At 42.2% G+C, this 24,024-nt stretch carries 17 protein-coding genes and 1 tRNA gene; 3 read left to right on the forward strand and 15 right to left on the reverse strand.

All coding sequences use genetic code 11. The annotated features are described in order from the left end of the window. Positions 1-3: 3 nt before the first annotated feature. The 9 genes from rnr to gap form a co-directional block, all read right to left on the reverse strand. The gene (gene rnr, locus FD17_RS01235) at positions 4-2,355 is read right to left on the reverse strand and encodes a ribonuclease R (protein ID WP_057822930.1); all 2,352 of its coding nucleotides are present in this window, start codon (positions 2,353-2,355) and stop codon (positions 4-6) included. A 15-nt stretch (positions 2,356-2,370) separates the two neighbouring features. Beyond that, on the reverse strand, positions 2,371-3,117 hold the full coding sequence (locus FD17_RS01240) for an alpha/beta hydrolase (RefSeq protein WP_057822931.1): 747 nt from the start codon (positions 3,115-3,117) through the stop codon (positions 2,371-2,373). A gap of 74 nt (positions 3,118-3,191) precedes the next feature. Next, the gene (secG, locus tag FD17_RS01245) at positions 3,192-3,428 is read right to left on the reverse strand and encodes a preprotein translocase subunit SecG (RefSeq protein WP_057822933.1); all 237 of its coding nucleotides are present in this window, start codon (positions 3,426-3,428) and stop codon (positions 3,192-3,194) included. A gap of 84 nt (positions 3,429-3,512) precedes the next feature. Continuing rightward, positions 3,513-5,051, reverse strand: a complete 1,539-nt coding sequence (locus tag FD17_RS01250; RefSeq protein ID WP_057822936.1) for a ClC family H(+)/Cl(-) exchange transporter — start codon at positions 5,049-5,051, stop codon at positions 3,513-3,515. 34 nt (positions 5,052-5,085) lie between these two features. After that, positions 5,086-7,446, reverse strand: coding sequence for a MucBP domain-containing protein (locus tag FD17_RS01255; protein WP_057822938.1), 2,361 nt, complete (start codon positions 7,444-7,446; stop codon positions 5,086-5,088). A gap of 95 nt (positions 7,447-7,541) precedes the next feature. After that, positions 7,542-8,861, reverse strand: a complete 1,320-nt coding sequence (eno, locus tag FD17_RS01260; RefSeq protein ID WP_057822940.1) for a phosphopyruvate hydratase — start codon at positions 8,859-8,861, stop codon at positions 7,542-7,544. Positions 8,862-8,963: 102 nt separating this feature from the next. After that, complete coding sequence (gene tpiA, locus FD17_RS01265) at positions 8,964-9,722, reverse strand: triose-phosphate isomerase (RefSeq protein ID WP_057822942.1); 759 nt, start codon at positions 9,720-9,722, stop codon at positions 8,964-8,966. 129 nt (positions 9,723-9,851) lie between these two features. Continuing rightward, positions 9,852-11,066, reverse strand: coding sequence for a phosphoglycerate kinase (locus FD17_RS01270; RefSeq protein WP_057822943.1), 1,215 nt, complete (start codon positions 11,064-11,066; stop codon positions 9,852-9,854). 103 nt (positions 11,067-11,169) lie between these two features. Further along, positions 11,170-12,180 carry a type I glyceraldehyde-3-phosphate dehydrogenase gene (gene gap / locus FD17_RS01275; RefSeq protein WP_057822945.1) on the reverse strand — a complete coding sequence of 337 codons (1,011 nt, stop codon included), beginning with the start codon at positions 12,178-12,180 and terminating at the stop codon, positions 11,170-11,172. Between the two features lie 261 nt (positions 12,181-12,441). Here gap and FD17_RS01280 point away from each other — a divergent pair. Beyond that, positions 12,442-12,513: transfer RNA gene (locus FD17_RS01280), tRNA-Arg, on the forward strand. Between the two features lie 148 nt (positions 12,514-12,661). Here FD17_RS01280 and FD17_RS01285 read toward each other — a convergent pair. Next, positions 12,662-13,594 carry a VOC family protein gene (locus FD17_RS01285; protein ID WP_057822947.1) on the reverse strand — a complete coding sequence of 311 codons (933 nt, stop codon included), beginning with the start codon at positions 13,592-13,594 and terminating at the stop codon, positions 12,662-12,664. Positions 13,595-13,819: 225 nt separating this feature from the next. Here FD17_RS01285 and FD17_RS01290 point away from each other — a divergent pair, with 225 nt between their 5' ends. After that, positions 13,820-14,413 (forward strand): ATP-dependent Clp protease proteolytic subunit, encoded by a 594-nt coding sequence (locus FD17_RS01290; RefSeq protein ID WP_013728123.1) that lies wholly within the window; start codon positions 13,820-13,822, stop codon positions 14,411-14,413. A 180-nt stretch (positions 14,414-14,593) separates the two neighbouring features. Then, positions 14,594-15,661 (forward strand): zinc-dependent alcohol dehydrogenase family protein, encoded by a 1,068-nt coding sequence (locus FD17_RS01295; protein WP_057822949.1) that lies wholly within the window; start codon positions 14,594-14,596, stop codon positions 15,659-15,661. A 430-nt stretch (positions 15,662-16,091) separates the two neighbouring features. On the opposite strand, the gene whiA is transcribed toward FD17_RS01295, so the two are convergent. From whiA to uvrB, 5 genes are all read right to left on the reverse strand, one after another. Next, positions 16,092-17,036, reverse strand: coding sequence for a DNA-binding protein WhiA (gene whiA, locus FD17_RS01300; RefSeq protein WP_057822950.1), 945 nt, complete (start codon positions 17,034-17,036; stop codon positions 16,092-16,094). Between the two features lie 28 nt (positions 17,037-17,064). Beyond that, entirely contained in the window at positions 17,065-18,069 is a 1,005-nt protein-coding gene (locus FD17_RS01305) for a gluconeogenesis factor YvcK family protein (RefSeq protein WP_057822952.1), read from the reverse strand. Next, complete coding sequence (gene rapZ, locus FD17_RS01310) at positions 18,069-18,953, reverse strand: RNase adapter RapZ (protein ID WP_057822954.1); 885 nt, start codon at positions 18,951-18,953, stop codon at positions 18,069-18,071. The genes FD17_RS01305 and rapZ overlap by 1 nt, the downstream gene beginning before the upstream one ends. Positions 18,954-19,086: 133 nt before the next feature. Further along, positions 19,087-21,963 carry an excinuclease ABC subunit UvrA gene (uvrA, locus tag FD17_RS01315; protein WP_057822956.1) on the reverse strand — a complete coding sequence of 959 codons (2,877 nt, stop codon included), beginning with the start codon at positions 21,961-21,963 and terminating at the stop codon, positions 19,087-19,089. A gap of 20 nt (positions 21,964-21,983) precedes the next feature. Continuing rightward, positions 21,984-23,990, reverse strand: coding sequence for an excinuclease ABC subunit UvrB (uvrB, locus tag FD17_RS01320; protein WP_057822958.1), 2,007 nt, complete (start codon positions 23,988-23,990; stop codon positions 21,984-21,986). Positions 23,991-24,024: the final 34 nt, after the last annotated feature.

A 24,024-nucleotide genomic window follows, 5' to 3' on the forward strand; every position in this document is an offset into this window, starting at 1 on the left:
AGCTTAATGTTTATTATGGCTCCGATGCCCGTTGTTACCATGGGAATTATTATTCCGGCCGCGGTTATTATTGTTGTGGTTGTTGTTATTACTGTGGTTGGAATGAGAATTGGAACTTGAGTTGCCATGGCGTTCGTTATTACCATGATAATTATTGTTATGGTAAGTCCGCTTTGGCAGCATATTGCTTTGTGGTGTCTTCTCAGGATCAACAATATCGAAGTCAACGGCACTCTGCTTAACATCAACGTTAACAACCTTAACTCGGATTGCCTGACCCATCTTATACGTTCTGCGGGTATTACGGCCAACCAGCGCCATGAATTGTTCAACGTATTGATAATAATCGTCATTCATTCGACTGATATGAACCAAACCTTCAACCGTGTTCGGCAGCTCAATGAATAAACCAAACTTCATAACAGAACTAACAACGCCATCAAATTCTTCACCAAGATGGTCGTTCATATATTCTGCTTTCTTCATGGAATCTGTATCCCGTTCGGCGTCAACTGCTCGACGTTCATATTGTGATGTGGTTGTGGCAATTTCATCAAGGACGTTTGCATAACGTTTCTTGGTCTCATCGTTAATTCCATTATCTTGATAGTAGTGGATCAAACGGTGAACCATCGTATCTGGGTAACGGCGGATTGGTGATGTGAAATGTGTGTAGAATGGTGCAGCCAATCCAAAGTGACCTAATGACTGATCAGCATAACGAGCCTGCTTCAAGCTCCGCAGCAACATAACCGAAACCATCATTTCTTCTGGCTTGCCGGCAACCTTTTTCAAAACATTTTGTAATGTCTTTGGGGTTACATGCTCTGGATCACCTTTAACATTGATTCCAAATGCAGTTAAGGTTTCAAAGAATGTCCGAATTCGATCAGCATCAGGTGTCTCATGAACACGATAAATAAATGGAACATGCTTCTCGTAGTAATGTTTGGCAACCGTCTCATTGGCAGCCAGCATGAATGACTCAATCATCCGTTCAGCTGTTCCCCGAACTCGGAGCTTAATGTCGATTGGATGACCTTTTTCATCAACAATGATTTCTGCTTCGTTGTCATCAAAGTCAATTGCACCACGAGCTTTACGGTGTTTGTACAAGATTTTATGAAGTTCGCCCATGGTTTCAAACATTGGAACCAGCTTTTCGTATCGGTCCATCGTCTTTTGATCATGGGACTCTAAAATGTTGTTAACAGCCGTATAAGTCATCCGAGCAGTCGATTTCATCAAGCTTGGATGAATCCGATGCTTGATAATATTACCAGATGGATCAATTTCCATCTCACAACTCATACAAAGACGTAACTGACCTTCGTTTAATGAACAGATACCATTTGAAAGCCGTCTTGGCAGCATTGGAATAACCCGGTCGGTCAGGTATACAGAAGTACCCCGACGAAAGGCTTCTTTGTCAATTGCGCTGCCTGGTTGGACATAATGGCTCACATCGGCAATGTGAACCCCTAAATGATAATTGCCATTCGGGAGTTTCCATGCAGTAACGGCATCATCCAAATCTTTGGATGACTCACCGTCAATCGTGACCAAATCTTGATCCGTAATGTCTTCACGACCGATTTTTTCGGCCTCGGTTACGTGATCAGGAATTGCGTCGGCAGCTTGGATAACATCTTCTGGGAACTCTGCTGGTATGTCATGGGCATAAACAATCTGTAAAATATCGATTCCTGGATCATCAACAGAACCAATCACTTCGTCGGCAATACCGACCATGTAATCTGGATGTTTGGCATCGGGATATTCTGTAATTTGAGCGGTAATAACTTCCCCAGGAGTTGGTTTCAAACCAACATCATTGATATAAAACTTGTACTTGGCGATTTTTTTGTCATTTAAAGTCAACTGGCCAATATAACCCTTATCGTCATCGGTCTTTTCGAACGGACCGACTACTCGGGTATATTTGTGTTCAGCGATTGCTGTTACTTTACCTTCTGGACCACGATCCGAACCTGGCTGAGCAGGTCGAACAATCTCCATATCAACCGTGTCACCATTTAAGGCGTTCATCGTGTTGTCCGGGGCAATGTAAGCATCGGGTGCGGTCTCATCATAGGCAACAAATCCGAACCCCTTATCGTTGGCGTGGAAAATACCACTTAACTTTTGTTTGTCGGGATTCAATTGGAACTTGCCGTCTTCTGTGACAACAGCGACTTTATCGCGTTCCAAAGAAGCCAATTCCTGAACGATCAGCTTAAAGGCGGCTGACCCGTGTGAACGCAATACGTCAGCTATTTTTTCGACAGTAAATACGTTATCCGGATATGTCCGCAGAACGTTTTCTATTTGATTTTTCAAATCATTATCTTGCAATCTATATTCCTCTTATTATTCATAAAGTTGTGTTAAAAATTGAGTTAAATCGGCCTCTAACTGCTTGTGGGCAGTATTAACGGTAATCATATGACTGGCATTTGGATATTCGTGGTAACTGACTTGGCTGTTAACCAGTTCGTCACGCAAAGATTTGGCACTTTCAGGATTAACAATTTCATCACTCAATCCCTGACCAATAAAATATGGTTGATGAATCTGTGGTAAGTCTTCGGCAACCCCAACAGTAAAATCAGCTATTTTGGCCAAGAGTGTATCAATATTATCATCAAGCCACTTCAGCTTGGAATCCATAATTGCCTCATTGGTTTGATATTGAATGAAATTGGCTTTGGCCATCTGCATAAATGTATTATGAACACTGAATTGCCGCTTTCTGACAATTGGCGAACCAAATGAACCGCCACCGACTAGTGAAGGATCATTTTCCAATGTCTTTGCGGCGAAAATCCCGCCAAGCGAAATCCCAAAAATACTGATTTGAGTATAGCCCTTATCCTTGAGAAATTTGACGGCATTTTGTGCATCGTGCCACCAACGCTCAGGAGTTCCCTGCAACAAAATATCACTAAAATCAGCCGTTCCATGCCCCATGAACATTGGCGCATAAACCGTGTAGTTCTCCCGTTCCAAGTATCTTGCCAACATCCGAACATCTACTGGACCGCTCGCGAAAGCGTGAAGCAAAATGATTGCTTTAGGTCCATGTTCAAAATAAAAAGGTTTGATTGGTGTTTGCATAGCACCCATCCTTTCATGTCTACATATTCAATTATAATAAAAATCCTCCTGCATTTAAACAGGAGGATTGAATACTAATGAGATGATATCCAAACTAATGCAAGTGCTAAGAGAAAGAAAAGAATCCCTAAAACAAGTGTAGTTTTTTGCATGAATGCTTCAAAGCCACGTGGCTTCTGCTTTGCAAACAAGTCATCGGCCCCACCAGTTAAGGCGGACATGGCGTCATTAGTCTTTGATGGTTGCATTAATACTGCGATTGTTATCAATACACAGTCGATCAGTAATAATGTTAACAAAAAGTTGTACACGTTGATAGCCTCCTACCGTTAAATCGGCTTAATACTACTCTTACTAAACTAACACATTATAACAAAATACGCTACCTTTTGGGATTAAGTTTCTCGAGTTTGAGAAATAATCTGTTGGGTAATTGAATGCTGATTTTTTGTTGAAACATTGATGAAAAGTGTGTCACCCCATCGGACCAGCGTATCTCCAGCGGGAACAATTTCCACGCCGTTTCGCTGAATCTTGGTCAGCAAAGCGCCCATTGGCCATTGAATTTGACGAACCAATTTGCCATCCATTTTAGATCCGGCATAAACCGTCTCCATAATTTCGACAGTCCTCCCCAAATTCATCCTAGTTTGAACCTTTAACAACTGCTGAAGCATCGAATAATACACTGGCTTGCCGTTGAGCATGTCTAAGACGCCGTATGCAATCAGTGAAACCACTGCGAGGCCAAGTAGATGTGTAAGGGTTCCAACCATCTCAGTGATGAGGAGAATCGCTGTGAAGGGAGCCTTACTAATTGCAGCAAAGTACCCCGCCATCCCCATGATAATAAAGCTTGAAAAGTATGCCGGATTCATTAGACCAAGACTAACCGCAATACTTCCGACAATTGCGCCAATCAGTCCACCCAAACAAAGGATCGGCAGGAAAATACCGCCCGGCAGACCGCTTCCATACGAAATCATTGAGAAAATAAACCGGATCACAAAGTATAAACACAATATCAGCGTGGGATAGTTGGCAGAACTTAAACGTAAGATGATGTCACTTCCTCCGCCCAACAAGTGCGGGAAAAAAGCGCCAAGTGGAATAACCAGCAGTAATGGAATAATCCCATTGAAATACCACGGAATATGTGTATGACTGTACCACTTACCCATTCTAAGGATAACCACCTGATACAGCCTGCCCAGGATGCCTAAAACAATGCCCAAAACAACCACCCACAGAAAATACTTGAGCGGCAAAGGCGTGCTTTTCATGTAAAGAACCGGTTTTAATCCAAAGACATATGTTGCAACCATGTCTGAGGTAACCGCTGACGTTAATGAAATGATCCAAATATTGGTAGAAAAGTTGTGATAAATTTCTTCCAGTACAAACAAAGTGCTGGCAATTGGGGCATTAAAGGCTGCGCTTAATCCAGCAGCTGCTCCACTTGAAATCAGTACCTGCCGGTCAAAACCAACCTGCTTGGTAAAGTAAGCAACACCCTGACCGAGGGTTGATCCAAGTTGAATTGATGGACCTTCCCGACCTAGATAAAGGCCACTACCGATTGCCAGAATACCACCGATGAATTTCCGCCATAAGATGGCCCACCAGCCATAATCAACCTCGCCAATTAGTTGTCCTTCAACTTGCGGAATTCCCGAGCCTTTGATGTCTGGCTGCTGTTTTAAAAGCCAGCCAACAATCAAGCCGATGGCAACATTGATAACAATCGCGGCCACCAGGAAAGGCAAATGGTGAATGGAATTGACGTACAAATAACGCATGAAGTTGGTCATATGACCAATTGACCATCGAAACATCGACACAGCAGAGCCTGCGAGTGCCCCAATGACAATTCCATTGATAATTGTTTTGATTTGAGATACTCGATAACTTCCTCTTACCTGCAATTCGCTCATCCTTTAATTATTTCTGACATCAATCATATCATAATCAAATGTATCGTTTTAGGATTTTTTTGCCAATCAAAACGATCAAAAGGCTTAATCCCGTTAAAATACTCAGATAGGAATTGTGATCGCCAGTCTGTGGGAGCTTTTCATCAGATTCCTCATTATTGTTGGCTGATTTGTGGCTATTGGCTTCTTTATCAGTTAGTGAATGGTGTTCTTCTTTATTGAGTCTGTCTCCCTTCTGTCGAGAGTCTTTGGTCAACTCAGCTTTCTTGTCAGGCAACTTTGTATAATTAAATTCAATATCTTCAGGTAATAAATTATCAGCCTTTAGTGTCTGAGATGCTTGTTTTGCTTGATAACCGGGCACGAGCTTTGGTGTGTACGTTTGTTCTTCGCCAAAGTCGAGTTGGACAGAATCACTGGACAAAATTTTGCCGTCCTCATCAACATTTACAATCTTAAATGTTACGCGTTTTGGTTTGTAGCTGAGAGTGAATGTTTTTGAATTGTTATCTAGTTTGGTAGAAACTAAATCATAGCCGTAGAATTCAACGTTTTCTGATTGAAATTTGATTGCCTCAGATGGCGTCAACTGCAGTGTCTTGTTAAATAATGATTTACCATGAGCATCGATCCCCTGAAGATGGTAACTTTCAAAACGTTCAGTGGATTTCTTGGAAAGCGTCGTAGATTCATCCTTTGTCTCACCACTGTCATGTCCTTTAGCAGGCATCCCTTTTAATACTTCATTAGTTTGATTTTTGGATGTCACCGCCTTTTTATCGACTTGAGGAACTTTAACCACCTTGGAGGTTTCTTTTTCGATCGGTTTACTTGGAGTGTCATCAACATCCTTGTTTGCACTTTCTGTTTTAGGTGTCGATGGGGCGGAATTCTCTTTTATCACCGGTTCTTTATTGATGATCTCTGTTACGACTGGCTTTTCTTTTGGCTGCTCCGGTGATTTAACAACTGAGACAGTTTTCTTAATATCGGAAGGTTCCTCGGGCTTAACCTGTTGGTTTCTCGATTCTGATTGAATCGCGTCTTCTGTGGGATACGCAGGTATAGCTTTCACTTTTTCTTTATCAGAAGATTGGTTAGGAATCGATCCTTCAGCTGTTTTCGATGAAATTGTATTTGTATTTTGACTTTTCTTAGCAACTATCGTTGACGCAGAAGCCTCTTTCACTGGTCCCACTTCATTGATAGTTTCAATCTTGACTGGCATCTTCTTGCGAGTCTGATCTTTAATATTGAGATGAGGAGCCGCTGGTTCAGATTCAACCACCTTTTCAGTCGCTTTGCTAGCGGTAATTATTGGCTTTTCTTGAACGGAAGTCTGGTCTTGAATCGCTCCTGTGTTTTTGTTTGAGGAACTGCCATTTTCAAGCATAGTCAATTTAACAAATTCCTGTACGTTGGCTGTCGATCTAGTATCTTGTGATTGGGTTGTTTCCTTACTACTTGTGGTCGGATCTAATTTTGTCTCTGATTTCATTCCGTTTGGTCCTTCAGTCGTGGAACTCTTATCAGTCTTGGCCCTTGATGTAGATTGTGTAACATCACCCTTATCATTGTTCGTTATTAAACCTTCATTCAACTTTTGTGGCAAAGGAGTAATATTATCAGACTTTTCTGGCTCGGTTAACCCTGTTTGAATGATATTGGTTGATGATTGAGAATCATCTTTTTTTGTTGCTTGCTTTTCAGAATCCGGTTTTTTCTTTTCGCTTTGTTTCGCATTTGAATCGTTTTTGACATTTACTTGCTTATCTTTAGTGGAATGCTCTATTTCACTTTTTATCGGGGTGTTTTTGATATCTATCGATGCTGTTTCCTGCTTTTTTGGTCGAAAGACTAAATCAATATTCATTTTTTCGGATGTAACTTTCCCCTTTAATAAATCCCTATTAATAAGATCATAACCGCCAACATCAGAATTTGAACCACGAATATCATATTTTGCATTCAGAGTCCCATTGGTTAGTGTTACGCTTTTGTTCAAAATCTTACCACTTTCGTCTTTATAGTTGATTGTCACCTGGGCGGGTAATGCGTCATATCGAACCGTAATTGAGCTGTATTTGGGGGATAGAGTCATAACTGATTTTGCAGTGGTGTAGCCAGGGTGATTAGGAACAGCTACGTTACCATTGGCATCCAGATCCAACATGGTTTCCACTTCATCAATTTGCTTCTGTGTTCCACCAAGTGACTTGACATAATACTTTTCAATCACCTTCACCTGTTTATTAGCGTTCTTGTCGGCCTTGCTGACAGAACCTTTCGAAACGTTCGCCGTTGACGTATCCGCCTTCGCCACTTGTTCATTAATCAACGGACTACTGGCACCTAATATACCCAATGAAACTGATAATAAAATTGCTTTTTTCAAAATAAAATCCTCCATTTTTGTGTTCTATTAATTAGATACGAAAAAATGGAGGACTTTTATGTAGAAAAAAAGCCGCCAAAGCGACTTTTTTAAAATTACTTGTTCAAGATGTCTTGACGTGCTTGTTCTGACAAGTTGTAGAATGAGTGAATTCCTTTGTAATCGGCAACGTCACCGAGTTGGTCTTCAATTCTCATCAATTGGTTGTACTTAGCGATACGTTCGCCACGGCTCATTGAACCAGTCTTGATTTGACCAGCGTTAAGAGCAACAACCAAGTCAGCAATAGTTGTATCTTCAGTTTCACCAGAACGGTGTGAAATGATAGCAGTGTAGCCTGCTTCTTTAGCCATTTCAACGGCTTCAACAGTTTCAGTCAAAGTACCGATTTGGTTAAGCTTGATCAAGATAGCATTGGCAACGCCCATGTTGATACCTTTCTTAAGGTAATCAGTGTTAGTAACGAATAAGTCATCACCAACGATTTGAACTTTCTTGCCAAGACGTTTAGTAGCCATTTGCCAATCAGCCCATTCGTTTTCATCAAGAGGATCCTCGATTGAAATAACTGGGTATTTGTCAACGATGCTTTCAAGCAAAGTAACAAATTCATCAGCAGTGTATGACTTTCCGTCACCCTTCAAGTCGTATTTCTTAGTTTCAGTGTTGTAGAATTCTGATGCTGCACAGTCAAAGGCAATGGCAATGTCTTTACCTGGCTTGTAACCTGCACGTTGGATAGCTTCAACAAGGATTTCAAATGGTTCCTCATTGTTCTTCAAGTCAGGTGCAAATCCACCTTCGTCACCAACAGCAGTTGAGTATCCACGTTCGTTCAACAAGTTCTTCAAGTTATGGAATGTTTCAGAACTCCAACGAATAGCTTCCTTGATTGATGGTGCACCAACAGGCATGATCATGAATTCCTGGAAATCAACCTTGTTGTTGGCATGCTTCCCACCATTGATAACGTTAAGCATTGGTGTTGGAAGTAAGTGTGCGTTGAAACCACCAAGGTAGTTGTACAATGGAACTTCCAATTCGTCAGCAGCAGCACGGGCGGCAGCTAATGAAACACCTAAAATGGCGTTAGCACCCAACTTACCCTTGTTTGGAGTACCATCCAATTCGATCATGGCCTTATCAATTGCCAATTGGTCAGTAACATCGTAGCCAACAATTTCTTTAGCGATGATGTTATTAACGTTGTCAACGGCTTTTGTAACGCCCTTGCCCATGTAACGATCCTTGTCACCATCACGCAGTTCAACAGCTTCGTGTTCACCAGTTGAAGCACCTGAAGGTACGATTCCACGGCCCATTGCACCTGCTTCAGTATATAATTCAACTTCAACAGTTGGGTTACCACGAGAGTCTAGAACCTCACGAGCATAAATATCAGAAATAATTGACATGTTTTTTTCTCTCCTTAGCGAAAGTTGTGACCTTTTGTACAAGGTTCAACTTCAATTCTATTAGTTTCTGCCCAAACTTTCAACATAAATCAACGAATTTAACTATTTTTGTAAAAAGTTTGCAAGGTTTAAAAATGAATCGGCCTTTAAGCTTGCACCACCGGCCAAAACGCCATCGATGTCAGTCTGTGAAAGAATGTCATCGGCATTTTCGTCGTTCACACTACCACCATACAAAACCCGAACCTGATTAGCGATATCATCACCATACAAATCGGCAATTGTCTGCCGGATCAAATAACAGCCTTCTTCGGCCTCGTCGGTACTGGCCGTTTTACCACTGCCAATCGCCCAACTTGGTTCATAGGCAACAATAATTTTTTCAGCTTGTTCAGGCGTAACTGACTTTAAAGCGTTGGTGACTTGACTAACCACCCAGGAAATCCGATCTGCAGATTCTCGTCGGCTCATTGTCTCATCACAGCAGATAATTGGTGTCAAATGATTGCGAAATGCCGCATGCACTTTCTTGTTGATAATGTCATCAGTCTCATTGAAATATTTTCTTCGCTCTGAATGACCGATGATGACATGGGTCACACCCATTTCAAAAAGCGCTTTGGGGCTCGTTTCGCCGGTATAAGCACCTTCATCTTCATAAAAACAATTTTCTGCAGAAATAATCAGCGGTGAACCATCGTTTTCTTGAACCATACTCTCCAAAAATAATGGCGAGGCAGCGATACAGGTCTCGGTTACTTTTGGATCAGGAAGCTTGCCTTTGATAGCCTGAAGAAATTTAACGGCTTCCGAAACTGATAGGTTCATTTTCCAGTTACCCGCGACGAACGGAATTCTCATAAGAATCATCCTTTACATTTTTTACTTAATGCCATTGTAACTAAAACCGGTTTCAAAAGCCACAAATTTCTCCTATACCAATTTTTAGTAAATTAAAAAGAGCCCGCTAAAAAGCGGACTCTTTCAATATTACTTGTTATCAATTGCTGCAATACCAGGAAGTGTTTTACCTTCAAGATATTGAAGTGAAGCACCACCACCGGTAGAAATATGAGTCAATTTGTCAGCAACACCTAATTGCTTAACAGCAGCAGTTGAATCACCACCACCAACAATGGTTGTTGCATCGTTTAATGTTCCAAGGAACTTACCAATTCTAAGGGTTCCTTGAGCGTAATTTGACATTTCAAAGACACCCATTGGGCCATTCCAAACAACAGTCTTGGCATCTTTAAGAATATTTTCAAATTCTTCAATTGACTTAGGGCCGATATCCAAAGCCATCCAGCCGTCATCAATGTCGCCTTCAACGACTTTGTGTTCAGCATCATTCTTGAATTCTTTTGCTACAACGTTATCAGTAGGGAGAACGATCTTGTCGCCACCCTTTTCAAGAATCTTCTTAGCAACGTCAATCTTATCTTTTTCAATAAGTGAGTCACCAATCTTGATCCCTTTGGCTGCGTAGAAGGTGTAAGTCATACCACCGCCGATGATAATCTTGTCGGCTTTATCAAGCAAGTTGTCAATAACACCAATTTTGTCGGAAACTTTGGCACCACCAAGGATGGCAACAAATGGACGCTTTGGATTATTAACAGCTTCGCCCAAGAACTGGATTTCCTTTTCCATAAGGAAACCGGCAGCAACAGGCTTGCCGTCTTTGTGCATTGCTTCAGCAATTCCGGCGTTTGAAGCATGAGAACGGTGAGCGGTACCAAATGCATCATTGATGAATTCGTCAGCAAGTGAAGCCCAGTATTCACCTAATTTAGGATCGTTACCGGATTCACGCTTGACATATTCACCATTGACAACATCTTCGTAACGTGTGTTTTCAAATAAGAGAACACTGCCGTCTTCCATCTTATCGATAGCGTCTTCAAGTTGTTTGCCTTCAGTAGCTGGTACAAAGATAACCGGCTTGTTGAGCAGGTTTGAAAGACGTTCTGCAACTGGACGTAATGAAAGGCCCTTTTTGTCGTCTTCCTTCTTAATACGGCCAAGATGTGAGCAGAGGATTGCCTTACCCTTGTGATCCAATACATACTTAATAGTTGGCAAAGCTGCTTGGATACGGTTGTCGTCACCAATAACGCCATCCTTGATAGGAACGTTGAAGTCGACACGCATCAAAACTTTTTTGCCTTCGAGATTTAAATCAGAAACTGTTAATTTTGCCAATTTTGTAACCTCCTAAAATCATTTGATTGTGATTTGTAGAACATAGATAGATAGCAAAAGACGGAGAAGACGCTCTCCTCCGCCGATTGCAATAAATTAATTATTAAAGTGAAGCAAACTTCAACAAGGTACGAACCATGTTGCAAGTGAAGCCCCATTCGTTATCGTACCATGCAACAGTCTTAACTAATTGGTTGTCACCGGCAGTAGTAACTTCAGTTTGAGTTGGGTCAAATACTGAACCGTGAGGATCATCAATGATATCTGATGAAACGATTTCGTCAGCGTTGTAACCAAATGCTTCGTTGTTAGCAGTGTGCTTCTTCATAGCATCGTTAACTTCGTCAGCTGTAACTTTCTTATCAAGTACAGTAACTAATTCAGTTAATGAACCATCAACAACGGCAACACGTTGTGCATGACCCATGACTTTTCCGTCAAGATCAGGGATAACCAAGCCAATAGCTTTAGCGGCACCTGATGAATGAGGAATAGTATTGGCACTAGCAGTACGGTTGTTACGACGCTTCTTGGTCTTAGGTCCATCAAGAATTTGTTGTGATGCAGTAAATGCATGAACAGTAGTCATGGTACCAACTTTAACACCGAAGTCTTTGTTTAAGTAATAAAGCATTGGTGCCAAGCAGTTAGTAGTACATGAACCAGCTGAAACAATCACATCGTTGGAATCAAGAATGTCCAAGTTAACACCAGGAACAACAGTCTTAACAGCACCGGCAGGAGCTGAAACTAAGACACGTTTTGCACCGGCCTTGATGTGTGCTTGAGCCTTTTCTTCTGAAGTGTAAAAACCAGTACATTCAAGTACGTAGTCAACACCATCATTCTTTACCCAAGGAAGGTTAGCAGCATCTTTTTCTGAGTATACAGGGATTTCCTTACCGTCAACGACGATACCCTTATCAGTTGATGAAACATCACCAGGGAAACGTCCATGGGTTGAATCATACTTCAATAAATAAGCCAACATTGATGGAGTGGTCAAGTCATTAATTGCAACCACTTCAATTTCGTCGGAATGTAATTCGTGAATCCGTTTGAAAGCCAAACGACCAATTCGGCCAAAACCGTTAATACCAATCTTTACAGTCATACTAAGTTTTCCTCCTTTAGGAAATAAGAAAATATTATTCATAGTACGAAGTTAATCGTACCACGAAATGAAAACAAAGTCAGCACCCTTGTGAACAATAATTCAAAGTGTGCATCGAGTAACCATAAATATTACCCAAAATCAAGTATAGCAGACCACCGGAGAATTACAATGCAATTGAATTTAGTAAACGTTTTCACGATCAAATTTTCTTTGTGCTTGAAAATGTTCTCACTTTCTAGTATATTGGTATAGTAAGTTGCGCCCGTAGTGTAATGGATCGCACGTAAGATTCCGGTTCTTGAAATGAGGGTTCGATTCCCCCCGGGCGCATTTATTTATCATGACTTAGGAATTTAAAGTGAGTTATTTACTGAAAATAACTGTTGTTCCCACAACAATGGAAATACAATCTGCTGAAAATATTGCTTCACAATCTTTCCATAACAAAAGCCTGAGAACTTTTTCTCAGGCTTTTTTGTTAGTCCGGAACTGATGTCGGTTCCCTGACACCTTCAGTGAAATCAACCCCTTCTTTTGCATAGAAGTCCATGATTTCCTGCCGTTGTGATTCAAATTTTGGCGGAAGTGACAATCCTTGTCCCATGGTTAGGATAGGTTCTTCCAAACTGAATCCGGGTGTCGTTGTTGCAATTTCAATTCGATTGTCGCCGGGATCTCGAACATACAAGCTCTTGAACCAGCCACGATCAGCATACTCTTCAATATTCAGGTGCTGTTCCTTTGCAATATCCCAATACCTGAACAAGTCCGCTTTAGTCGGTGCCTGGATTGCGAAGTGATCAATACTTCCCCTACCAAAACGGGTTCGAACATCTTGTTGATCACTCTCAAATAATTCAATTGATTGGCCATCCTCTAATTCAACCACATTATCTTTTACTGGGATGCCCAACCAGTTGTGGAAGAAAGCCCCTGTTGCTTCAGGATCAGGAACATGCAGCTCAGTTCCCATAAGATGGGTGATCTGTTTGTCCGCTGGAATACCATTATCAGGCACAACGCGCATATCAGTAAGAACTTCGCTGGTTTCCAAAAGCTTAACTTCAATTTCGTCGGGATCCAAGAACATAATTCCGCCTTGAATATCTTCGGCTTTCACGGCGTGTTCAGCCAACCGTGCTTTCCAAAAATCAGCACTGCCATTAGGGATCGAAAGCTTGATGTTGTTAAAAAAGTGTTTGCCGTCTGTTCGATGACCTAGTAATGGAACAACAAAAAAGGTCACGACTGATCCAGGCGTTCCAAGATAGTCGCCATAAAACAAGTGACGAATTCGAATGTTTTCCTGATTAACGGTGTTTTTGACCAAGCGCATCCCCAATATACGGGTATAAAAATCGATATTTTGTTGCGAATCTTTGGTTAATAATGAAATATGATGGGTTCTCATAGCAATCCTCCTGGTTCAATATTTGCTTATTAATGTAATTGTAGCACGAATGAATCCGCTTTCTTATAATAAGCATCTATAAATGAATATTGTTCAAAATGATGCCTATACAAATATTACTTGAATGTGAGCAAAACATTTGACCTTTTTTGACCAATAAACTATTATATTAACATGAACTTGGCGTAAACCACCGTTCATAAAACCTATAAGGAGGCATCTTGAATGAATTTAGTGCCAACCGTCATTGAACAATCCGCAGGCGGTGAACGTGCGTATGATATTTACTCACGTTTACTAAAAGACCGAATTATCATGTTATCAGGTCCTATTGAAGACGACATGGCTAATGCGATTATTGCCCAATTGCTTTTCTTGGATGCTCAAGACTCAGAAAAAGATATTTACCTTTACATCAACTCACCCGGTGGTGTTATCACTTCCGGGATGGCCATTTACGATACCATGAACTTTGTTAAATCAGATGTTCAGACCATCGTTATGGGAATGGCAGCATCAATGGCTTCCGTCCTGGCTTCTTCTGGAGCAAAGGGCAAGCGATTTGCATTGCCACATGCTCAAGTTTTGATTCACCAACCATCTGGTGGAGCTCAAGGTCAACAAACTGAAATTGAAATTGCCGCTGAAGAAATTCTCAAAGCTCGTAAGATGATCAACAATCTCTTAGCTGAGAACTCAGGCCAGCCAATTGAAAAGATCAACAAGGATACTGAACGTGATAACTATCTTACCGCTCAGGAAGCTGTTGATTATGGACTCTTGGATGGTATTATGACAAGCAGTTCAGAGAAACAGTAATTGACTTACAAACTGAATTGACTTTCTTAGTCAAAATGATCCAACCTCTTTTACGAGGTTGGGTCATTTTTTTGTCCCAACATGCACCTGATTGCTAAAACCATAACGACCGACTAGAATAAACTTGTAGATAGTTAATTAGTTAACATGAAATAGATTTATCGAATCGAGGCCATAATTATGGATGCTAATCAAACAAAGGAAACAGTTTCTGAAGAATCAATTCCCACTGAAATGAAGGCTTGGGAAATCGTTAAACCCGGTCCCATCAATGGCGACGTCTCGCCTTTGCGTTACACAACTAAACCAGTTCCAAAGCCTAAACGTGGTGAAGTATTGGTTAAAGTGATTGCATGTGGTGTCTGTCATACTGATCTGCACGTAACTGAAGGCGATTTGCCCGTCCACAAAGAACACTTGACCCCAGGCCATGAGGTTGTCGGTCGCGTCGTTCAAATGGGTGATGAAACCCGTCGCTTTAAATTAGGCGATCGAATTGGGATCCCTTGGTTACGCTGGACTTGCGGTGTCTGTGAGTATTGCCGATCAGGACGTGAAAATCTCTGCCCCAACTCTTTATATACCGGTTGGGATCATGACGGCGGATACGCTGAATATGTCACGGTACCTGAAGGCTTTGCTTATCGGATTCCTGCCCGTTTTGATTCTTTGACGGCTGCTCCACTGCTATGTGCCGGAATCATTGGTTACCGGGCTTATGAACGCGCCAACGTCCCTGCAGGAGGCACACTTGGTCTCTATGGCTTTGGCGGCTCAGCCCACCTGACAGCTCAAATTGCAATGAAGCAAGGCATCCAAGTCCATGTTTTGACTCGTGGCGAAGATGCAAAGAAGTTTGCGTTGCAGCTGGGAGTCGCTTCGGCACGTGGAACCTACGATATGCCACCTGTTAAACTGGATTCAGCGATCAATTACACACCTGTTGGTGACGTTGTTCCAAAAGCAATGGAAGCTTTGAAGCCCGGTGGCACTCTGGCAATGGCTGGGATTCACTCAACCGATATCCCACAGATGAGCTATCCTTCCCATATCTTCCACGAAAAGAACTTAACCAGTGTGGAAAGCAACACTCGTCGTGATGGTGAAGAATTTCTGACATTGGCCGATAGATTGAACATCCATCCTGAAGTGACTGAATATCCTCTGGCAAAAGCGGACGAAGCACTCAAGTATATCTCAAAGGGTGATATTCGAGGCGCTTGTGTCTTGAGAGTCAGCGAAGGCTAGAGTTTACATCAGACTTCACTTTGAATACAATGTAAATTAAATTGTCATAACTAAAAACGGCAACAACCGAAAGTTAAATTTCGGTTGTTGCCGTTTAATTGTTGTATAACAGGATTTTATTCCAAGCATCGCGTTGTCGTTTACCTAGCCAAAACGTGTGCCGACGACCCAGATGCTCATTTCTAAGGGAGACTAGCTTCAAACCCAAAATCTGGGTTGTCTATCTAGCCGAAACGTGCTCAACGCAATTGATGCTAACTTCTAAGGGGGCTTTGACTAAAACCTAAACCCATCTTGTCGTTTACCTAGCCAAAACGTGTGCCGACGACCCAGATGCTCATTTCTAAGGGGGACTAGCTTTAAACCCAAAATCTGGGTTTAAAACTAGTCCCCCTTAGAAGCCGCATCTCCCGGGTCTCGTTACACTCTCTCACATTTCCGGTTCCAATCCCTGCTCCAATTTACCCGCGTACTCATTAATTTTTCTTAGACGATGATTCACGCCGGACTTTGAAATTGGACCACCTTCTACCAGATCACCCAATTCTTTAAGGCTCACTTCTGGATGTTTTAATCGTGCTCTGGCGACCTGGGCTAATTTTGGATTCAACTTATTCAGGCCGATCATTTCATCGATCAATTTAATGTTTTCAATCTGCTTGCTGGCCGCGTTCGCGACTTTATTCAAATTGGCATTCTCGCAATTAACCAATCGATTAACTGAATTGCGCATATCCCGCACAATCCGAATATCTTCGAATTTGAGCATTGAACTCGTTGCACCGATTAATTGTAGAAAATCAGCAATTTTTTCGGCTTCTTTAAGATAAGTAATGTACCCGCTTCGTCGTTGAGTCGTCCTCGCTTTGAGATTATATTTGTTCATCATTTCTGCGATCATTTCATTATGATTTTCATACAAAGAATAGATCTCCAAATGATATCTTGAGGTTTCAGGATTATTAACAGATCCGCTGGCAAGAAAAGCACCCCGCAAATATGATCGAATTTGAGAATCTTCTTTTAACATGTTGCTGGGTACTCGTTCAACAATTGATGCCCCGTCAAAGATACCCAAGTCATCCAATAACTGAGTAGCTTTATTTTCAACTCGCAAAATATATAAATTGTTTTTCTTTAACTTCATTTTCCGGCGAACACTCAATTCACCGGTAATTCCATAAAACTTTGATAGTAGTTTGTACATCCGTCTGGCAATTGCCGGGTTTTCAGATGAAACGTTCAATACAAAATGATGATTAGAAATCGAAAGGGAACCATTAATCCTAATCAGGGCCATTAATTCAGCCTTGGCATTATCCCGGTGAACAGTCAACGAGGTTAACTCCTTTTTGACTTCACTTGCATATGACATTTGATCCCCTCCTTTTCTAACAAAAAAGCTACTTATTGTCGTCGAGTGACCGACCAAGTAAATTGATCAGTTCGTCGGCAACTTCTTGACCATTATGGAACGCACCACGGTCTTTTAATTCAAGAAAGTCGGCGGAAATAACCCGACATCCCATTGCCCGCAAACCTGCAAAATCGTGCTTGACCGGCTGTGAAACTTCATTCCATTTTTTATGGTCAATATATTCTGATGGAACCTCTTTGATGTTTACTAAAACAGTATTAATAAAGTTCATGCCCAAATGACGATTTAATACCCGGACGTGGTCTGCTTCGGTAAAGTTCTCGGTTTCACCTTTTTGGGTCATAATATTACAGATGTAAACAATATCAGCACTGGTTCGCCGCAATGCTTCCCCAACATTTTCAATCATTAAATTGGGTAAGATGCTGGTGAACAAGCTACCGGGGCCAAGAACAATCTGATCCGCATTCATAATAGCATCGATCACCTGTGACACTGCTTCCGGTTTATGGGAATCATCTGTGGTTTCCACCCAAACCCGTTTAATCAGCTTGCCTGCGGCGGTAATCTCCGACTCACCACTTAACGTTGAACCATCACTGAATTCGGCATTCAGTTCCAATGGTTCATTAGCAGCGGGGTAGATATGACCATCAACTTGAAGCATCTTGCTCAGGATTTGAACGGAATCAAAAATTCCACCCTTCATTTCTGATAGAGCGGCAATAATCAAATTGCCCAATGCATGCCCGGCAAAGAATTGATCGGAACTCTTAAATCGATATTGAAACAATTGTAGGTACAGTTCCGGCATATCCGATAGTGCAACCATAACATTTCGAATATCTCCAGGCGGCACAACGTTAATATAATTTCGTAGGATTCCTGAAGAACCCCCATCATCAGCAACGGTCACAACCGCTGTGATATCCACGTGCCGGTTTCGCAAATTTTTGAGGATAACCGGAAGTCCGGTACCCCCGCCAATCACAACGATCCGCGGCCGGTGAGTATGCAGTGCATCAAGCATCAGTTACCCTCCTTGGTCTTATGACGGTCAATGTCACGGTGGGTGATATTGACCGGATACTTATCTTTCAAATCTTTCGCAAGCTGTTGGGCAATCGCAACCGATCGGTGTTGACCCCCGGTACAGCCGATTGCAACAGTCAAGCTCGCCTTACCTTCATTTTGATATCCGGGTAAAGTGAATTTCATCATATCCAAGAGCTTCTCATAAAATTCTTTGGCACCCTCGGAATTCATTACATAATCTCTTACTGGCTTATCAAGGCCGGTCTTATAACGCATTTTGGCATCATAGTACGGGTTCGGCAAGAAACGAACATCCATGACGATGTCGGCATCCAATGGCAACCCATATTTAAAACCGAACGACATCACTTCCACGTGGAAGGTATGTGTCTCGTCAGTTGATTCAAAGTTGTGGAACACTTCTTCACGAAGTCGTCGCGGAGCCATGTTGGTCGTATCGACCACCATATCGGCCGCTTTTTTGACGTTTTCCAACAACTCCCGCTCTTTTTTAATGCCATCGATGACCCGCCCATTTCGGGCAAGAGGATGGGCACGGCGGGTTTCTTTGTAACGGGAAACCAGCTTCTGGTCAGATGAATCAAGGAAAATAATGTCAACATTGTTGTCATCATTTTTCCGAAGGTCACTGAACATATCAATAACCTCATCATAAAAAACCTGTGAACGTAAATCCATTACCAACGCAATTTTATTAATATCGCGCTCCATGTGGATTAATTCTTTGAATTTCGGCAGTAATGTTGGTGGCATGTTATCAACACAAAAGTATCCCAAATCCTCGAAGCTTTGCATCGCCACGGTCTTACCTGCACCACTCATACCGGTAATAATCACAAATTGGTTATTTACAGCCATAATGATTTCCTTTCGTTAACGAACTTTAAACAGTATAACATACCGGGCGTGTCATGTGAACTGTCCTCCACCACACCCTCCCCACAAAAAAGATCACTCGGAGTCAACTGACCCAAAAGTGATCCTGTCATCATTATTTACTTGCTTTTACAGCACGTTTTTCAGCTTGCTTGGTTAATTTTTTGTCGCGTTCCAAAACCGGCTTCAAATACTGCCCGGTATAACTTTCCGGTACCTTGGCAAGCTGTTCCGGTGTCCCGGTTGCAACGATGGTTCCACCACCATCGCCGCCTTCCGGACCCAAATCGATCAAGTAATCAGCACTCTTCACAACATCCAAATTATGCTCAATAATCAATACGGTATTACCCTGATCAACTAACTTCTCCAGAACACCCAATAGTCTTCGAATATCTTCACTATGCAGACCAGTGGTTGGTTCATCCAAGATATAGAAATTTTGACCGTTAGCTTTTTTGTGAAGCTCTGAGGCCAATTTCATCCGTTGGGCTTCACCACCGGATAAGGTGGTTGCCGGCTGACCCAAATGAACATAGCCTAAACCAACGTCTTTGATTGTCTGAAGTTTGCGTGAAATCTTTGGAATTGCACTGAAGAAATCAACCGCTTCATCCACAGTCATATCAAGAACGTCGGCGATATTCTTTCCTTTGTACTCAACTTCCAGTGTTTCAGCGTTATACCGTTTGCCATGACAAACTTCGCAAGGGACGTATACATCGGGTAAAAAGTTCATTTCAATCTTCAAAATACCATCACCGTGGCAGGTTTCACAACGGCCACCCTTAACGTTGAAACTGAACCGGCCTTTTTTAAAGCCACGCAATTTTGCGTCATTGGTGTTTGCGAACAAACCACGGATATCATCGAATACGCCAGTATAAGTGGCTGGATTTGACCGTGGCGTTCTGCCAATTGGTGTCTGATCAATATCAATAATCTTTTCAATGTTTTTATAACCAGAAATAGATTTGTACTTACCTGGCTTTTCGGAATTATGATTGAGCTTCTGTGCCAAAGCCTTCTTCAAAATATCGTTAACGAGCGTTGATTTGCCGGAACCTGAGACCCCAGTAACAACCACCATTTTTCCAAGTGGGAAGTCAACAGTCAGGTCCTTCAGATTATTTTGAGCAGCACCGGTAACTCGGATCTTTTTACCATTGCCTTTTCGACGCTTATCGGGAACCGGAATGAATCGTTTTCCGGATAAATATTGTCCTGTAATTGATTCTGGAACCTTCTCGATATCTTCAGGTGTTCCGACAGCCATGACCCGACCACCCTGCTGACCGGCACCAGGACCGATATCAACAATGTAATCAGCAGCTCTCATGGTGTCTTCATCGTGTTCGACAACGATCAGCGTGTTTCCCAAATCACGCATCTTTTTCAATGAAGCAATCAACCGATCATTATCACGTTGATGCAGACCAATTGAGGGTTCATCCAAGATATAGAGAACTCCGGTTAAATTAGAACCAATTTGAGTGGCCAGCCGAATTCGCTGCGCCTCTCCACCTGATAAAGTCCGAGCAGAACGCGACAAAGTCAGATAGTCAAGCCCAACATTTCGCAAGAAAGTTAATCGGTCAGTGATTTCTTTGATAATCGGTTTGGCGATCATTGTGTCCTGCTCGCCAAATGAGAGGGACCGGAAAAAGTTCAACTCAGCGGTTACATCCAAAACAGAAATCTGGGCAATATTTTCCTTCCCAACTTTAACTGCCAATGCCTTTCGATTCAAACGATAGCCATGACATGTCTGACAAGTCAATTCGGTCATGTACTGACTTAAATTGTCTCGGGTAAAGTCACTGCTGGTGTTGTGGTATCGTCGGTTAACATTATTGACAACCCCTTCAAACGGGCCGTCAACATCCCTGATCCCGCCAAAATCGCTCTGAAGGACAAAGTGGAACGTTTTGGTCTTTGAACCATATAAAACAAAATTCTGCTGCTTCTTGGGCAATTGATTAAACGGAACATCCATGTCAATGCCTTCAGCATCACAAACCTGCTTAAGCATATTTGGATACCACTTGGAGCTGGCTGAATTCCACGGAGCTAAAGCACCTTCAGTCAGGGTCTTGGTGCGATCAGGAACAACCAAATCTTCATCAACTTCGAGTTTCATCCCTAACCCGTCACAATCGGGACAAGCCCCTAATGGTGAATTAAATGAAAATAAACGGGGTTCCAATTCACCTACTGTGAAACCACAAATTGGGCAAGCATAGTGTTCTGAAAACATCAACGGATCACGTTCACCAAGAAAATCGGCAACCGCATACCCGCCACTTAATCTAAGAGCGGCTTCCAGTGAATCTGATAAACGATTATTAATACCATCCTTCACGATAATTCGATCAATGATGATGTTAATATCATGACTTTTATTCTTATCCAACTCCGGAACATCGTCAATGTCCAGCGTTTCACCATCGACCTGCACTCGAACAAAGCCTTCACGCTTGATTTTCTCAAAGATCTTTTTGTGCTGACCCTTCTTACCGCGAACAATTGGTGACAAAATCTGCATTTTGGTTCTGTCGGGAAGTTTCATCACCTGGTCAATCATTTGATCAACCGATTGGCTGGAAATTACCGAGCCGTCATTGGGACAGATTGGTACCCCAACTCTTGCCCACAACAAACGGAAATAATCGTTAATTTCCGTGACGGTTCCAACGGTTGATCTTGGGTTCTTGGAAGTCGTTTTTTGATCGATCGAGATTGCCGGACTTAACCCGTCAATCGAATCAACATCCGGTTTGTCCATCTGCCCCAAAAACTGACGAGCATACGATGAAAGACTTTCAACGTATCGCCGCTGGCCTTCCGCATAAAGCGTATCAAATGCCAACGAACTTTTCCCTGAGCCTGACAGTCCGGTCATGACAACCAGTTTATCCTTTGGAATTGTCACGTTAATATTTTTTAAATTGTGGGCACGTGCCCCACGGATGACGATCTTATCCATTGCCAATATGCATAATCTCCTTTAGATCATTTACTCATTTGACCCTTTAATTCAATAATTGTATCACGCAAAGTTGCAGCCTGCTCAAAATCAAGCTTCTTGGCAGCATCTCGCATTTCTTCTGTTAAGCGGGCTAGCATATCCTTTTGATCCTTCTTATTCATCTGTTCAAAGTCACTCTCAACAAAGTCGTCTTTTTCACCGCTATCATCCGAACTCTTCGTAACTGAAATTAATGATCGGATTGGCTTAACAATTGTTTTTGGCGTGATGCCGTGTTTTTTATTATATGCCATTTGAATTGCCCGTCGATGGGCAGTTTCATCAATTGCTGCCTGCATCGAGTCGGTAACAGTGTCTGCGTACATAATCACTGCCCCGTGTTCGTTCCGCGAAGCTCGACCAATCGTTTGAATTAATGATCGTTCATTACGCAGAAAGCCTTCCTTGTCGGCATCAAGAATGGCCACAAGCGAGACTTCGGGAACATCGATTCCTTCACGTAAGAGATTAATTCCGACTAATACGTCAAATTTACCGAGTCGTAAATCACGGATAATTTGTGTTCGTTCAAGCGTCTTGATATCTGAATGAAGGTACTTAACTTTAATTCCTAAATCCTTTAAGTAATCGGTTAAATCTTCAGCCATCTTTTTGGTCAAAGTGGTTACAAAGACTCGTTCATGCTTATCAACCCGCTTATTAATTTCACCGACCAAATCATCCATCTGACCCATAATCGGCCGAACGTCAATGGTTGGATCCAGCAATCCGGTTGGCCGAATCACCTGAGTCACAACGTCTTTTGTCTGATCCATTTCGTATGGTCCGGGAGTTGCAGACATATAAACAACTTGGTGGACATGCTGCTCAAATTCGCTGAGGGTCAATGGCCGGTTGTCCAAAGCACTTGGCAGCCTAAATCCATAATTGACCAGCTGTTGCTTTCGAGCTTGGTCACCATTATACATCCCACGGATTTGTGGCATGGTCTGGTGAGACTCGTCAACAACCATTAAGAAATCATCGGGAAAGAAATCCAGTAGGGTAAATGGTGGCTGACCAGGCTTCCTGCGGTCCATGAATCTGGAATAATTTTCAATCCCGCTGGTGTAACCCATTTCCCGCATCATTTCAATATCATAGGTGGTCCGTTGCTTGAGCCTTTGAGCTTCCAACAGCTTGCCCTCTTTTTCAAACTTGGCAACCTGCTTTTCCATTTCATCCTTAATTTCGGGCAACGCAACATTCATCACATCATCACTGGTCAAGAAATGAGTCGCAGGGAAAATGGCAATATGATCACGGTCACCAATCACTTCACCGGTTAATGTATCGACCTCACGAATTCGATCGATTTCATCCCCAAAGAATTCAATTCGGAAGGCATGCTCATCCCAAGATGCCGGAAATACTTCGACAACATCGCCATGGACTCTGAAACGCCCCCGTTGAAAATCAATATCATTACGGTCATATTGGATATCGACCAGCTGACGAAGAAAATGATCTCGTTCAATCGTTTGACCAACTCGCAATGAGACCACGTGATTTCGATATTCCGTTGGGTCACCCAAACCGAAGATGGACGATACTGATGCAACAACAATCACATCGTTTCTTTCCAAAAGCGAGCTGGTTGCTGAGTGCCGTAACTGATCAATTTCGTCGTTAATGGAAGAATCTTTTTCAATATAAGTGTCACTTGATGGAACATAGGCTTCGGGTTGGTAATAATCATAGTAACTGACAAAGTATTCAACCGCATTGTGAGGGAAAAACTCCTTGAATTCGCCATAAAGTTGACCAGCCAGCGTTTTGTTGTGTGACAAAACAAGGGTCGGTTTATTTACCTGGGCAATCACATTTGAAATTGTAAATGTCTTACCAGTTCCAGTGGCACCCTTCAAAATCTGAGCCTTTTTACCATCATTGATTCCTGCAACCAATTTCTTGATCGCATCGGGTTGATCACCGGTTGGCTTATACTTTGATACCAAATCAAATTTTCGATCTTCTTCGCGTTCAATCAACTTCAAATTCCCCCTGACCTATAATCAGAATGAC

Source organism: Lentilactobacillus sunkii DSM 19904 (assembly GCF_001435575.1).
GTDB lineage: Bacteria > Bacillota > Bacilli > Lactobacillales > Lactobacillaceae > Lentilactobacillus > Lentilactobacillus sunkii.

Coding starts and splice junctions, on each gene's coding strand:
- FD17_RS01240 (WP_057822931.1), bottom strand. CDS start 3,117: ATGCAAACACCAATCAAACCTTTTTATTTTGAACATGGACCTAAAGCA.
- FD17_RS01250 (WP_057822936.1), bottom strand. CDS start 5,051: ATGAGCGAATTGCAGGTAAGAGGAAGTTATCGAGTATCTCAAATCAAA.
- eno (WP_057822940.1), bottom strand. CDS start 8,861: ATGTCAATTATTTCTGATATTTATGCTCGTGAGGTTCTAGACTCTCGT.
- tpiA (WP_057822942.1), bottom strand. CDS start 9,722: ATGAGAATTCCGTTCGTCGCGGGTAACTGGAAAATGAACCTATCAGTT.
- gap (WP_057822945.1), bottom strand. CDS start 12,180: ATGACTGTAAAGATTGGTATTAACGGTTTTGGCCGAATTGGTCGTTTG.
- FD17_RS01285 (WP_057822947.1), bottom strand. CDS start 13,594: ATGAGAACCCATCATATTTCATTATTAACCAAAGATTCGCAACAAAAT.
- FD17_RS01290 (WP_013728123.1), top strand. CDS start 13,820: ATGAATTTAGTGCCAACCGTCATTGAACAATCCGCAGGCGGTGAACGT.
- FD17_RS01295 (WP_057822949.1), top strand. CDS start 14,594: ATGGATGCTAATCAAACAAAGGAAACAGTTTCTGAAGAATCAATTCCC.
- whiA (WP_057822950.1), bottom strand. CDS start 17,036: ATGTCATATGCAAGTGAAGTCAAAAAGGAGTTAACCTCGTTGACTGTT.
- FD17_RS01305 (WP_057822952.1), bottom strand. CDS start 18,069: ATGCTTGATGCACTGCATACTCACCGGCCGCGGATCGTTGTGATTGGC.
- rapZ (WP_057822954.1), bottom strand. CDS start 18,953: ATGGCTGTAAATAACCAATTTGTGATTATTACCGGTATGAGTGGTGCA.